The following is a 13,085-nucleotide window of genomic DNA, read 5'->3' as shown; positions in this document are numbered from 1 at the left end:
GGCTGCCGGTCACCTCTCTGCGAGCCGCCCCACCACTTCCACGACCGGTGCCGTTCCGTCCTCCTCTCGCACCCGCACGCCCAACTCCTGGGCCCGCCAGGCGAATTCGGTCTCCCGGGTGACCCGCGCGAGCGCGTCGGCGAGGGTGTCGGCGGTGAGCCGGCGCAGCGGCACCGAGGCCGGGGCCACTCCGAGGGCGACCAGGCGGTCCGCCCAGAAACCCTCGTCGAACTGGATCGGCACCGGCACCGCGGGCACCCCGGCCCGCACCCCGGCCGCCGTCGTGCCCGCCCCGCAGTGGTGGACCACCGCGGCCGTCTCCGGGAAGAGCAGCGAGTGCGGCACGTCGTCGACGGTCAGCATGTCGTCCCCGTCGGCCGCGAGGCCCGCCCAGCCGCGCTGGATCACCCCGCGCAGCCCCGCCCGCCGCAGCGCCCGGACGACCTCGGCGCTGAGCCGCCGCGGGTCGGGCACGGTCGCGCTGCCCAGGCCCACGAAGACCGGCGGCGGCCCCGCGTCGAGGAACTCCCGCAGGGCGGGCGGGAGTCGGCTCTCGCGGTCGTAGGGCCACCAGTACCCGGTGACGCCCAGTTCCGCCCGCCAGTCCCGGGGCCGGGGCACCACCAGGGGGCTGAAGCCGTGCAGCACCGGCCGGCCGCGCCGTTCCCGGGCCCGCAGGCCGGCGACCGGACGGCGGACGGCGGGCAGGCCCAGCCGGGCCCGCACGGCCGGCAGGACGGGGGCGAAGATCTGCTCGACGGCCGCCTCGACGCCGTGCCCGGCGAGCCGGTTGCCGACCGCTCCCCAGGAGCCGCCGCCCAGCAACGGCGGCGCGAACTCCCGGGTGGGGGCGACCGGTTGGAGGGCGAGGCCGAGGCTCGGCAGGGACAGCCCGGCGGCGATGGTGTGGCCCAGCGGCGCCACCGAGGCCGCCAGCAGGAGCGCGTCGGCTTCGCGGGCGGCGCTCACGAGGTCGTCGGTCATCTGCCCGACCAACGTCCGCGCCATCCGGGCCACCCGCAGCAGCTTTCCCGGGCCGGTGCTGCTGCGATGCAGCCCCCGGCCCTGCTCGGACTCCAGCTCGGCCCGCGGATCGACCGGCAGCGCGTGGAAGCCCACCCCCGAACCCGCCACGAGCGGGGCGAACCGCTCGTGCGTGACCAGGGTGACCTCGTGGCCCGCGCGCACGAGCGCGTGCCCCAGTCCGGTGAAGGGGGCGACATCGCCCCGGGAGCCTGCCGTCATGATCGCCACTCGCACGACGGACAGTATGGCGGCGGGGAGCCCCGTGAGGGTGAACGACCCTACGAAAGCGGCCACTTCATCTTTGAGAGCGGTCACATCACTTCTGTCCCAGCCGTTGACTTCACTCTCCGGCGGTTCTACTTTCGGCGCGCAATACGTTCGATTCATCGACCCTCGTTCGATATTTCGTATCCCGGAGCCGCCGCATGTTTCCCCCACCCTCCCCCCGCTCGGGCCCCGCCCGGCGCTGGAGATCAGCCGCCGCACGGGCCCTCGCCCTCCTACTGACGGCCACCGCCGCCCTGCTCTTCGTCCAGCCCGGCACGGCCCGGGCCGCGACCACGCGCCAGATCTCCGTGCCCACCGCCCCGATGGGCTGGGCCTCCTGGAACAGCTTCGCCGCGAAGATCGACTACAGCGTCGTCAAGCAGCAGGTCGACGCGTTCGTCGCCGCGGGCCTGCCGGCGGCCGGCTACCAGTACATCAACATCGACGAGGGCTGGTGGCAGGGCACCCGCGACAGCGCGGGCAACATCACCGTCGACGAGTCCGAGTGGCCCGGCGGCATGAGCGCCATCGCCGACTACATCCACAGCAAGGGCCTCAAGGCCGGCATCTACACCGACGCCGGCAAGGACGGCTGCGGCTACTACTACCCGACCGGGCGCCCCGCCGCCCCGGGCAGCGGCAGCGAGGGCCACTACGACCAGGACATGCTCCAGTTCTCGCAGTGGGGCTTCGACTTCGTGAAGGTCGACTGGTGCGGCGGCGACGCCGAGGGCCTCGACGCGGCGACGACGTACACCGCGATCAGCTCGGCGGTGACGAAGGCGACGGCCGCCACCGGCCGCCCGCTCACCCTCTCCATCTGCAACTGGGGCTACCAGAACACCTGGAACTGGGCCCCCGGCCTCGCCCCGATGTTCCGGACCAGCACCGACATCGTCTACTACGGCAACTCGCCGTCGATGACGAACCTGCTGTCCAACTTCGACCAGGGCCTGCACCCCACGGCCCAGCACACCGGCTACTACAACGACCCGGACATGCTGATGGTCGGCATGACCGGCTTCACCGCCGCCCAGAACCGCACCCACATGAACCTGTGGGCCATCTCCGGCGCCCCCCTCCTGGCCGGCAACGACCTCACCACGATGACGACCGAGACGGCGAACACCCTCAAGAACCCCGAGGTCATCGCCGTCGACCAGGACGCGCGCGGCCTCCAGGGCGTCAAGGTCGCCGAGGACACCACCGGGGCGCAGGTCTACGGCAAGGTCCTCGCCGGCACCGGCAGGCGCGCCGCCGTCCTGCTCAACCGCACCTCCTCCGCGCAGAACATCACCGTCCGCTGGTCGGACCTGGGTCTCACCGACGCCTCCGCGACCGTCCGTGACCTGTGGGCGCGCGCCGACGTCGGCACGTACGCCACGAGCTACACGGCGAGCGTTCCGGCGGGCGGCTCGGTCATGCTCACCGTGACCGGCGGCACCGAGGCCTCGGGCAGCACCTACACCGGCACGTCGAGCTTCTCCGGCGTGGTCGCCGGCAGCACCGGCCTGAAGGTCGTCGACGTCGCCTACACCAACACCGGCTCGACCGCCCGTACCGCGACGCTGAAGGTCAACGGCCAGACCACGACGACCGTCTCCTTCCCGCCGACCGGTTCCGCGCAGGGCACGATCACCCTCCAGGTCGCCCTGTCGAAGGGCTCGGCCAACACGCTGACCTTCACGAACGCCCCGACCCTCGCCGACATCACGGTCAAACCGCTACCGGGCGCGAACGGCAACCTCGTCGTCGGCACACAGTCCGGCCGCTGCCTGGACATGTACAACAGCACCATCACCAACGGCACCCAGGCCGAGCTGTGGGACTGCAACGGCGGCTCCAACCAGGCCTGGACGTACACCTCCCGCAAGGAACTCGTGGTGTACGGCAACAAGTGCCTGGACGCCCACAACCTCGGCACGACCAACGGCACCAAGGTCGTGATCTGGGACTGCAACGGCCAGAACAACCAGAAGTGGAACGTCAACGGCGACGGCACGATCACCAACGTCAACGCGGGTCTCTGCCTCGACGCCAACGGCGCGGGCACGGCCAACCGCACCCCGATCGTCCTGTGGACCTGCGGCACCGCCGACAACCAGAAGTGGACGCTGACCTGACGGTCCGGTCCGTCGCGTCCGGGCGGGCACGTGCGCGCGTGCCTGCCCGGATCGCGTGTCAGAGCTGATCCGACCGGGCATCCCTTCTCCCTGTCGACGTGCGGGATCAGGGGGGACCATGTCGGACACGAGTGAGGCCGGGGCGGGTGTGGGGGCGAGCGCCGAGACGGTCCCGGCCATGGGCAGACGGGTCCGGCGGGCGGTGTTCCGGCTCGTCATGGCCGTCCTGATCCTGCTGCTCGCCGGACGCACCTACGAGGAGACGGCCGTCGCGCTGGCCCGGTCGAACGGGTCCCTGGACACCGCCGTGGCGACCGTGACGGAGGTGACCTCGCACACGGTCTCCGGATACTCGGGCGGCGGCCGGGCGGGCGGCGGCGGCGCGTTCTTCAGCCACACCGACTTCACGGTCCGACTCGCCCTGGGCGATGGGCACAAGACGGTCGACAAGGTCGAGGAGCGGGCCGGGCGGGATCTCTGGGAGGGCAGACGGGTCCAGGTCGGCCTGTGGCACGGGCGGGTCGTGGAGATCGAGGGCCGAAACGTCTGGCGGGGCTGGCACTTCGGAGCGCTGGACGTCACGCTGGTCGTGCTGATGCCGTTGATCACCGGCTACCTCGTCTCCCTCGCCGTGTCCGCCGCCGCCTTCCTCACGGCCCGGGCCGGCCGGGTCCGGCTGGGCCGGGACGATCGTTTCGGCCCCTGTGCGCTCGGCTGGGCGGTCGGCGTGTTCGTGCTCCTCGCGCTCCTCATGCGCACGGCCTTCGCAGACGTCCCCGCGTACTGGCCGGCCTTCCCCGTCGGCGCCGGAGCGACGGTGGCGCTGGTCCTGCTGGGCGCGGTGATCCGCCGCCACGCCCGCACCCCGACCGAGGACGCCCCCGGCGGCGCCGACACCCTGGCGCAGGCCTGACCGTCACCTGTCCTGCGGCGGGGCCGTCGGGTCCGTGCCGCCCAGGAACGCGCTCGCCTGCTGCGCGAGCCGGGTCGCGCCGATCGCCTCCGCCCAGCGGGTCACCTCCGTGGCCAGTGCTCGGGCGGCCGGTTCGTCGTCGGTGTCCCGGGCCAGGACCGCCAGCAGCAACTGCTGGGAGAGGGTGCCGGGGACGGCGCCCGCCCGGGCGCCCAGGGCGGTGGCCCGGCGCCAGCGGTCCAGGGCGTGGGCGTGGTCCCCGCAGTCGTGGTCGCCGAGGTGACGCAGGGCCTCCCGGGCCAGCAGATCGTCCGGGCCCGCCTCGGCCGCCCGCAGCGCGGCCGCGTAGTGGGCGGGCGCGGCCGTGCGCTCGGCGAAGTGGTTGTCGGTGATCAGGCCGAGGTACAGGGCCGCCCAGCCGCACCGCAGGCCGTCCGGCGCGCCGTCGCGCAGGGCGCGCGCCCTGCCGCGCAGCGCGTCGAGCGCCTCGGGATCCTTGCCGTCGGGCCCGAACCGCAGCTTGCCGTCGACGAGCAGCAGCCGGGCGTAGTCGTGCCGCAGCCGTACGAACTCCAGATCCCAGGCGGTGCGGCCCGGAGCCGCGTGCGTCTCCTTCTCCCCGGCCGTGATCGCGGCCGCGGCTGCGACCGTGACCGCAGCGGCGATCCGTTCCGCCGCCGTGTCCGTCCCGCTGAACCAGTCCCGTTCCAGGGCGACTTCGGCGGCGGTCACCGCGACGCGCGCACGCGTGTCCGGATCGGTGACCGACAGCGAGTCGAGGAGACGTACGGCCGTCTCCCAACGGCCCGCGCTGCTCAACTCGCGTGAGGCGGAAAGGAGTTCGGCGACAGGAAGATAAGCGGTGGCAATCGGCATGCGGGGGACGGTAGTCAGGAGGAAAACCATCCACAAGAAAACTACTGTGGCGAACAGCGAGGGGCAGCGCATGGAGGACTCGATCGACCGGCAGGTCGCGGTGTGGGCGAAGGAACTCGACTGGATGGACCCGGTCAAGGAGCAGATCGTCGCGCGGCTGGCCGTACTGGGCCGGTACCTGCAGCAGACCCGCCGGGACGCCCTCGACTCGGGCGGGCTGGCCCACGGCCAGTTCAAGATCCTGCTGATGCTGCGCCGCCAGGGCCCGCCCTACGAGACCGGTCCGTCACACCTCGCCGACCTGCTCGGCCTGACCCGCGGAGCGCTCTCCGCCCGGCTCGGCCCCCTCGAGGACGCGGGCCTGATCGTCCGCACCCACGAGCGCGGCGACCGCCGACGCGTGCGGGTACGGCTCACCGATGCCGGCCGCACCGCGTTCGAACGGCACGCGGCGTCGGAGGAGGCGGGTGAGAGCGCGCTGCTCTCAGCGCTGTCCGCAGCAGAGCGAGAGACACTCGCCGACCTGCTGCGAACACTGGTGCTGGCAGCGCAGACCGGGCCGGACGGGACCGCCCCAGCCCCGCCCGCACCGCGAAGGTCCAGGTCAGCCGGGAGGTGACCTGGATCCCCGCGGTCTTCCTCCTTACTCGTCCCATGCCTGGATCAACGTCTGGTCGACGATCTTGCCGTCCCGCAGTGTGATCATCGACTCGGAGAGCACGCGCACACCGTCCGCGTACCGGCAGGACTCGCTGAAGGCGGCATGGTCGCCCTGGACGACGCACTCCTCCAGTTTGTGGGTCATGTCCCGGCTGTAGACGTCGTCGAGCAACTGAGCGATCTCGTCCCGGCCGTGCAGCACCCTGGGGCGGCTGGGCTGGGTGTTGTGGTCGATGACGCGCAGTTCGGCGTCGTCGGCGTAGAGCGACAGCAGTGCCGTCGGGGTCTGTCCCTCGACGCCCCTGCGCAGGGTCTCGGTGTCGAAAGCGGAGCCTGCCGTGGTGCCCATGGTGACCTCCTCCGAGGGTCGCGGCCCAGGGGAGGAGGAGCCGCCGGACCCTCACCTTCGAGGCTCCTCCGGCCCGCCGGGCTCGGCAAGCGCAGCGGGCCCGCTCCACCCGTCGGGTGAGCGCGGCCGCCCGCCCGTGTCCACGGGAGTGCCCGCCGCGTTGCTGAGGGCATGATCTCCACTCGACGCATCGCCGCCATCGCCGCACTCGCCGCCGGGGTCACCGGCCTCGCGGCGCCCATGGCGAGCGCGGCCGAAGCCCCGGACGCCGGCCGGTTCAACCCGATCACCACGCTGGACACGCTCGCCGCGAGCCAGATTCCCGCGGCGCACCGGGCCGACCTGCCGCCGGTCTCCCGTCAGCTGCGCGAGCTCAAGAACGTGAGCCAGCTGGAAAAGCTGAACGAGCTGCACCAGGTCACCGACCTCGCCGCCCCCGTCACCGGGCTGCTGCCTGCGATCCAGTGAGCTCGGCGCCATTCCTCGCGGGGGCCGTCCGGACGACCGGGCGGCCCCCGCCGACGTTCAGCCCTCGCCGGTCTCCCCGAGGGCTTCGTCCAAGAAGCGGAAGCCGGGCCTCGGGTGCATCAGGAAGTCGTGGTGGGAGATGTTCCACGCGTATGCCCCCGCCGGCGAGAACGCCACCCGGTCACCCGCCCGCAGTCCGGGCGCCGGCGCCCGCCGGGCCAGGGTGTCCTTGGGCGTGCACAGCCGACCGGCGAGCGTGACCTCGCCTCCGCGCGCGGCGGGCCGGGGCCACGGGGTGCGGCCAGTCCTCCACCGGCGGCACGGCGCACGGCTGGTCGTGGCCCTCGTCGCCGGGGTCCGCAGATGATGCGTCCCGCCCCCGGACCACCGCGAATCCTCCCCGTGGCTCTCCTTCACCTCCAGCACCTCGGTGACGTACCAGCCGCAGTACCCGGTCAGCGCCCGCCCCGGCTCCATGCGCGGGGTGAGCCCCGGGTGCGCCTCGGTCGGTCGTGCCGGCCCCGCGCCGTAGGCCGCCCGGTCGAAGCGCCGCTCCGGACGCGCGCAGTCGACGGTCATGCCGCCGCCGGCGTTCACCTCCGCGAGCCGCACCCCGAGCCCGTGGCCCAGCCCACCGCCTCCGCCGCCGCCAGTTGCTCGGCGGCCTCCAGCACGCTCGCCAAGTGGGCGTGCACACCGCGCAGTTCGAGGTGTGGATACGTCGTCCCGGCGGCGAGCACGCGGATCAGTCGTTCGGCGTCGGCGGGGTCCACGCCGGACGGCGTCGGACGGCCGCCCATCGCGAGCGAGCTGCCCGCCGACGACCCTTGCCCCACCGGCGGGTCGACGCGCGGCAGCACGGCGACCCGCCGCCCCTGTGGGGCCTGGTCGGCGACGACCTCGGCTCCGGCCTGTGGTGCCTGGGCCGGGTCCTCGGCAGCGAGGAGGCCGGGTGCGCGCGGCCACCGAGGTGCTCCCGCACGGCCTGACGCCGTACCCGACGGGCGCCGGCTTCCGGCACCTCACGGACCGGGACGGACGTCGGCACACGACACGCGCCCGCGCCGACTGCTGCATGTACTACGCCATCGAGCCGGCCGAGGCCTGCGGAACCTGCCCGCGCACCGGCGACGCCGAACGCCTGCGCCGACTCGCCCAGGAGTTGCCCCGGCCGCCCGCGGCCGCGCGATGCGCAGCCGCGAACCGCGGCCCGGGCCGGTTCAGTCGACCGTCGCCAGGAACTGGGTCGCCGCAAGCTCCGCGTAGAGCGGATCGCCCGCCACGAGCTCACGGTGCGTGCCCGTCGCACGGACTCGGCCCGCGTCCATCACGACGATCCGGTCGGCCATCGTGACCGTCGACAACCGGTGGGCCACGACGAGGACGGTCGTCGTCCGGGCGACGTCGGCGACGGTGTCGCGCAGCGCCGCCTCGTTCACCGCGTCCAACTGCGAGGTCGCCTCGTCGAGCAGCAGCAGCCGGGGGTGGCGCAGCAGGGCGCGGGCGATGGCCACCCGCTGCCGCTCACCGCCGGACAGCTTCGTCCCGCGGTGTCCGACCAGAGTGTCGAGACCCTGCGGCAGCCGCGCGACCAGGCCGTCGAGCCGGGTCGTCTTCAGCACGCGCCCCACCGTGTCGTCGTCCGCCTCCGCGTTCCCCAGCAGCAGGTTGTCGAGGAGCGAGCCGGACAGCACGGGGGCGTCCTGCTCCACATAGCCGATGGAGGAGCGCAGCTGCGACAGATCCCAGTCGACGAGATCGCGGCCGTCGACGCAGATCGTGCCGGACTCGGGCTCGTAGAACCGCTCGATCAGCGAGAACACCGTGGTCTTGCCCGCGCCCGACGGTCCGACGAACGCGGTCATGCCCCGGGCGGGCACGGCGAACGTCACCCCGTGGTGGACGTACGGCAGATCGTCCGCGTACCGGAAGCGGACGTCGGCGAAGGCGAGCGAGGCCGGCTCGGCGGCGGGCGACGGGAGCGGCGCGGGCCGGGACACGGGCTCGGCGGGCAGCCGCAGCGCCTCCTGGATCCGGCTCAGCGCCGCGGAACCCGTCTGGTACTGGGTGATCGCCCCGACGACCTGCTGGATCGGCGACATCAGATAGAAGACGTACAGCAGGAACGCCACCAGCGTGCCGATCTCGATCGCGCCCGTGGCGACCCGCGCCCCGCCCACCGCGAGGACGGTGATGAAGGCGGTCTGCATCGCCAGCCCGGCCGTGTTGCCCGCCGCGGCCGCCCACTTGGCGGCCCGCACGCTCTGCCGCCAGGACTCCTCGGCCGCCGCGTGCAGCGTCGCCTCCTCACGGTGCTCGGCGCCCGACGCCTTCACCGTGCGCAGCGCGCCCAGCACCCGCTCCAGCGAGGCCCCCATCACGCCCACCGCGTCCTGCGCGCGCCGGCTCGCCCGGTTGATGCGCGGCACGATCACCCCGAGGACCGTGCCCGCGCACAGGATCACGGCCAGCGTGACCCCCAGCAGCACCGGGTCCACCAGGCCCATCATCACGACCGTGGCGGCCAGCGTGAGCCCGCCGGTGCCGAGACCCACCAGCGAGTCCGTGGTGACCTCGCGCAACAGCGTCGTGTCGGAGGTGATGCGGGCCATCAGATCGCCGGGCTCGCTCCGGTCGACGGCCGTGATCCGCAGCCGCAGCAGATACGAGGACAGCGCCCGCCGCGCACCGAGTACCACCGACTCCGCCGTGCGCCGCAGCACGTACGAACCCAGCGCGCCCACCGTCGCGTTGGCGACGACCAGCGCCGACAGCGCGACCAACGCACCGGTTATCGTGCGGTCGTGGCCCAGGTCGTCGATCAACTCCCGGGCCACGAGCGGCAGCAGCAGCCCGGTCGCGCCGGTGACGAGCGAGAGCACCGCGCCCGCGAGCAGGGTCCAGCGGTGCGGCCGCACGTAGTCGAGGAGCAGCCGCCACGGGGGTCGGTCGTCGGCGGTCTGTGCGATGGCCACGGGGCTCCTCGGGGAGTGCGTCGGAGCCCCCAGGCTACGTCGACGGCCTGGCCGGCCGGCCGGAAGGAGGGCTTCCGGGACTGTCCGCCGTGCCCTTACCGATCAGTCACGCGTAGGGTCGGACCTGGGACGGACGACGCCGATGAAAGGGGCAGCCCCATGCCGCAGGAAGTACGCGGAGTGATCGCGCCGGGGAAGAACGAGCCGGTGCGGGTGGAGACGATCGTGATCCCCGACCCCGGTCCCGGTGAGGCCGTGGTGAAGATCCAGGCCTGTGGGGTGTGCCACACGGACCTGCACTACAAGCAGGGCGGGATCAACGACGAGTTCCCCTTCCTGCTCGGGCATGAGGCGGCGGGCGTCGTGGAGTCGGTCGGCGAGGGCGTCACGGACGTGGCGCCGGGTGACTTCGTGATCCTGAACTGGCGTGCGGTGTGCGGGCAGTGCCGGGCGTGTCAGCGCGGCCGCCCCTGGTACTGCTTCGACACCCACAACGCGAAGCAGCGGATGACCCTCACCGACGGCACCGAGCTGTCCCCGGCGCTCGGGATCGGCGCTTTCGCGGAGAAGACGCTGGTGGCGGCCGGGCAGTGCACGAAGGTCGACGCGTCGGTGTCGGCTGAGGTGGCCGGGCTGCTGGGCTGCGGGGTGATGGCCGGCATCGGTGCCGCGATCAACACCGGCAACGTGGGCCGCGGTGACACGGTCGCGGTGATCGGCTGCGGCGGGGTGGGCGACGCGGCGATCGCGGGCTCGCGCCTGGCGGGCGCGGCGAAGATCATCGCCGTCGACATCGACGACCGCAAGCTGGAGACGGCCCGCTCGATGGGCGCCACGCACACGGTCAACTCCAAGGACACGGACGCCGTCGAGGCGATCCGTGAACTGACCGGCGGGTTCGGCGCGGACGTCGTCATCGAGGCCGTCGGCCGCCCGGAGACCTACAAGCAGGCCTTCTACGGTCGTGACCTCGCGGGCACGGTCGTCCTGGTCGGCGTGCCGACGCCGGAGATGAAGCTCGAACTTCCCCTCCTGGACGTGTTCGGACGCGGCGGTTCGCTCAAGTCGTCCTGGTACGGCGACTGCCTGCCCTCCCGCGACTTCCCGATGCTCATCGACCTGCACCTCCAAGGCCGCCTGGACCTGGGCGCGTTCGTGACCGAGACCATCCGACTCGACGAGGTGGAGAAGGCGTTCGAGCGGATGCACCACGGAGACGTCCTGCGCTCGGTGGTGGTGCTGTGATGACCGCGCGCATCGAACACCTCGTCACCTCGGGCCGGTTCACCCTCGACGGCGGCACCTGGGACGTCGACAACAACGTGTGGATCGTCGGCGACGACCACGAGGTGATCGTCATCGACGCCGCCCACGACGCCGACGCCATCCTCGCCGCCGTGGGGGACCGCCGGCTGACGGGCATCGTCTGCACCCACGCCCACAACGACCATGTCTCCGCCGCGCCCGCCCTCGCCGACGCGACCGGCGCCACGATCTGGCTGCACCCCGACGACCTGCCGCTGTGGCAACTCACCCACCCGGACCGGGAGCCCGATGCCCATCTGGCCGACGGCCAGGTCATCGAGGCCGCCGGCGCCGACCTCACCGTCCTGCACACCCCCGGGCACGCGCCCGGCGCGGTCTGCCTGTACGAGCCCGGGCTCGGGGTGCTCTTCACCGGCGACACCCTCTTCCAGGGCGGCCCCGGCGCCACCGGCCGCTCCTACTCCCACTTCCCGACGATCATCACCTCCATCAAGGACCGGCTGCTCGCCCTGCCGCCCGAGACGAAGGTGCTGACCGGACACGGCGAAGCGACGACCATCGGCGCGGAGGCGCCCCACCTGGAGGAATGGATCGCCCGGGGGCACTGACCCGGAACCGGCAGGCGCGGGGCGGGAAACCGGGAGGCACCGCGCCTGCGGTCGGCCGTAGTCTTACGGGCATGACCACCACACTCGTGACCCTGCACGACACCCGCGTCCTGCGCTGCGCCCCCGAGGGACCGGCGCTCGACGGCGAGCGCGCCGCGCTCGATCTCATCGGCGACGCCATGGGACACGACGCGGGACTCGTCGTGGTCCCCGCGGAGCGCTGCGGGGAGGAGTTCTTCCGGCTCCGGTCCGGGGTCGCGGGCGCGGTCGTCCAGAAGTTCGCGAACTACCGGATCCGGCTGGCCGTCGTCGGAGACATCTCCGCTCACCTCGCCGAGAGCTCCGCCCTGCGGGACTTCGTGCACGAGTCGAACCACGGCCGCCAGCTCTGGTTCGTGGCCGACGACGGCGAACTCGACGACCGGCTGCGCCCCACCGGGTGATTTCCCGGGAATGGCGACAGTAGATGTCCGGCTTGCGCGCGACCCTCGATGAGAACAGGCACCGAGGGACTACGCGAAGGAGGCCGGACATGTCAGCGCCGTCGGAAGGCACGCCGCAAGCCAGGCTGGAAGGCAGGCTGCAAGGCAAGGTCGCACTCGTCGCGGGGGCGACCCGGGGAGCGGGCCGGGGCATCGCCGTGGAACTGGGCGCGGCCGGCGCGACCGTCTATGTGACCGGACGCAGCACCCGCGACCGACGCTCCGAGTACGACCGTCCCGAGACGATCGAGGACACCGCGGACCTCGTCACCGAGGCGGGCGGCCGCGGCGTCGCCGTCCCCACCGACCACCTCGACCCCGCACAGGTCCGCGCCCTCGTCGACCGCATCGCCGAGGAACAGGGCCGCCTCGACGTCCTGGTCAACGACGTCTGGGGCGGCGAGAACCTCTTCGAGTGGGACACCCCCGTGTGGGAGCACGACCTCGACAACGGGCTGCGGCTGCTCCGGCTCGCCGTGGAGACCCACGCCGTCACCAGCCACCACGCCCTGCCGCTCCTGCTGCGCCGGCCGGGCGGCCTGGTCGTCGAGATGACCGACGGCACGAACGACTACAACCGTGACACCTACCGCGTGAACTTCTTCTACGACCTCGCCAAGTCCTCGGTGCTGCGGATGGCCTTCGCCCTCGGCCATGAACTCGGTCCGCGCGGGGCCGCCGCCGTGGCGCTCACCCCGGGCTGGCTGCGCTCGGAGATGATGCTCGAACATTTCGGCGTCCGCGAGGACAACTGGCGCGACGCCGTCGAGCGCATCCCGCATTTCGCCATCTCCGAGACGCCCCGCTATGTCGGCCGGGCCGTCGCCGCGCTCGCCGCCGACCCCGAAGTGGCCCGCTACAACGGGCAGTCCCTCTCCAGCGGCGGTCTCGCCCCGGTGTACGGCTTCACCGACCTCGACGGCAGCCGCCCCGACGCCTGGCGTTACATGGTCGAGGTCCAGGACCCGGGAAAGCCGGCGAACACCGCCGGGTACCGCTGAGCCGTACGCGTAGGCGCGCTTAACAGTCCGTGTAGATCTTTTCACTTGTCGTGCGCGGAGCTCGTCGGGCA

Annotated in this window: 14 protein-coding genes and 1 pseudogene; 9 read left to right on the top strand and 6 right to left on the bottom strand. The window is 72.7% G+C overall.

The window, feature by feature from the left end; translation table 11 throughout:
• Positions 1 to 9: 9 nt before the first annotated feature.
• Positions 10 to 1,245 (bottom strand): glycosyltransferase, encoded by a 1,236-nt coding sequence (locus AB0J04_RS10680; RefSeq protein WP_363168017.1) that lies wholly within the window; start codon positions 1,243 to 1,245, stop codon positions 10 to 12.
• Positions 1,246 to 1,451: 206 nt separating this feature from the next.
• On the opposite strand from AB0J04_RS10680, the gene AB0J04_RS10675 reads away from it, so the two are divergent.
• Both AB0J04_RS10675 and AB0J04_RS10670 read left to right on the top strand, forming a co-directional pair.
• Positions 1,452 to 3,416, top strand: a complete 1,965-nt coding sequence (locus AB0J04_RS10675; protein ID WP_363167998.1) for a ricin-type beta-trefoil lectin domain protein — start codon at positions 1,452 to 1,454, stop codon at positions 3,414 to 3,416.
• Positions 3,417 to 3,534: 118 nt separating this feature from the next.
• Positions 3,535 to 4,329, top strand: coding sequence for a hypothetical protein (locus tag AB0J04_RS10670; protein WP_363167997.1), 795 nt, complete (start codon positions 3,535 to 3,537; stop codon positions 4,327 to 4,329).
• 3 nt (positions 4,330 to 4,332) lie between these two features.
• On the opposite strand, the gene AB0J04_RS10665 is transcribed toward AB0J04_RS10670, so the two are convergent.
• A complete protein-coding gene (locus AB0J04_RS10665; protein WP_363167996.1) occupies positions 4,333 to 5,205 on the bottom strand; it encodes a hypothetical protein in 873 nt (290 codons plus the stop codon).
• 46 nt (positions 5,206 to 5,251) lie between these two features.
• Between AB0J04_RS10665 and AB0J04_RS10660 the strand changes: the two genes are divergently transcribed.
• Complete coding sequence (locus tag AB0J04_RS10660; protein WP_363167995.1) at positions 5,252 to 5,824, top strand: MarR family winged helix-turn-helix transcriptional regulator; 573 nt, start codon at positions 5,252 to 5,254, stop codon at positions 5,822 to 5,824.
• A gap of 24 nt (positions 5,825 to 5,848) precedes the next feature.
• On the opposite strand, the gene AB0J04_RS10655 is transcribed toward AB0J04_RS10660, so the two are convergent.
• Positions 5,849 to 6,214 (bottom strand): nuclear transport factor 2 family protein, encoded by a 366-nt coding sequence (locus AB0J04_RS10655; RefSeq protein ID WP_363167994.1) that lies wholly within the window; start codon positions 6,212 to 6,214, stop codon positions 5,849 to 5,851.
• Positions 6,215 to 6,385: 171 nt separating this feature from the next.
• Between AB0J04_RS10655 and AB0J04_RS10650 the strand changes: the two genes are divergently transcribed.
• The gene (locus AB0J04_RS10650) at positions 6,386 to 6,682 is read left to right on the top strand and encodes a hypothetical protein (RefSeq protein WP_363167993.1); all 297 of its coding nucleotides are present in this window, start codon (positions 6,386 to 6,388) and stop codon (positions 6,680 to 6,682) included.
• Between the two features lie 57 nt (positions 6,683 to 6,739).
• Here AB0J04_RS10650 and AB0J04_RS10645 read toward each other — a convergent pair whose 3' ends face one another.
• Positions 6,740 to 7,294, bottom strand: a complete 555-nt coding sequence (locus AB0J04_RS10645; RefSeq protein WP_363167992.1) for a hypothetical protein — start codon at positions 7,292 to 7,294, stop codon at positions 6,740 to 6,742.
• Positions 7,276 to 7,542: a hypothetical protein gene (locus AB0J04_RS10640; RefSeq protein ID WP_363168019.1), complete on the bottom strand. Its 267-nt coding sequence runs from the start codon at positions 7,540 to 7,542 to the stop codon at positions 7,276 to 7,278. Before AB0J04_RS10640 ends, AB0J04_RS10645 begins: the two co-directional genes overlap by 19 nt.
• A 15-nt stretch (positions 7,543 to 7,557) precedes the next feature.
• On the opposite strand from AB0J04_RS10640, the pseudogene AB0J04_RS10635 reads away from it, so the two are divergent.
• Positions 7,558 to 7,835, top strand: a pseudogene (locus AB0J04_RS10635) ((2Fe-2S)-binding protein); the annotation flags it as partial.
• 67 nt (positions 7,836 to 7,902) lie between these two features.
• Here AB0J04_RS10635 and AB0J04_RS10630 read toward each other — a convergent pair.
• Positions 7,903 to 9,657, bottom strand: a complete 1,755-nt coding sequence (locus AB0J04_RS10630) for an ABC transporter ATP-binding protein (protein ID WP_363167991.1) — start codon at positions 9,655 to 9,657, stop codon at positions 7,903 to 7,905.
• A gap of 159 nt (positions 9,658 to 9,816) precedes the next feature.
• On the opposite strand from AB0J04_RS10630, the gene AB0J04_RS10625 reads away from it, so the two are divergent.
• The 4 genes from AB0J04_RS10625 (at position 9,817) to AB0J04_RS10610 (ending at position 13,014) form a co-directional block, all read left to right on the top strand.
• Positions 9,817 to 10,902 (top strand): S-(hydroxymethyl)mycothiol dehydrogenase, encoded by a 1,086-nt coding sequence (locus tag AB0J04_RS10625; protein WP_363167990.1) that lies wholly within the window; start codon positions 9,817 to 9,819, stop codon positions 10,900 to 10,902.
• A complete protein-coding gene (locus AB0J04_RS10620) occupies positions 10,902 to 11,531 on the top strand; it encodes an MBL fold metallo-hydrolase (protein WP_363167989.1) in 630 nt (209 codons plus the stop codon). The genes AB0J04_RS10625 and AB0J04_RS10620 overlap by 1 nt, the downstream gene beginning before the upstream one ends.
• A 71-nt stretch (positions 11,532 to 11,602) precedes the next feature.
• Complete coding sequence (locus tag AB0J04_RS10615) at positions 11,603 to 11,974, top strand: DUF4180 domain-containing protein (protein WP_363167988.1); 372 nt, start codon at positions 11,603 to 11,605, stop codon at positions 11,972 to 11,974.
• 89 nt (positions 11,975 to 12,063) lie between these two features.
• Positions 12,064 to 13,014 (top strand): SDR family oxidoreductase, encoded by a 951-nt coding sequence (locus AB0J04_RS10610; RefSeq protein ID WP_363167987.1) that lies wholly within the window; start codon positions 12,064 to 12,066, stop codon positions 13,012 to 13,014.
• The last annotated feature ends 71 nt before the right edge of the window (positions 13,015 to 13,085 follow it).

It is taken from the genome of Streptomyces sp. NPDC050263 (assembly GCF_040655955.1).
In the GTDB taxonomy this organism is placed as follows: Bacteria; Actinomycetota; Actinomycetes; order Streptomycetales; family Streptomycetaceae; genus Streptomyces.
Note: the sequence above shows the minus strand (reverse complement) of the source record. Positions and strands in the feature narration are given on the sequence as shown.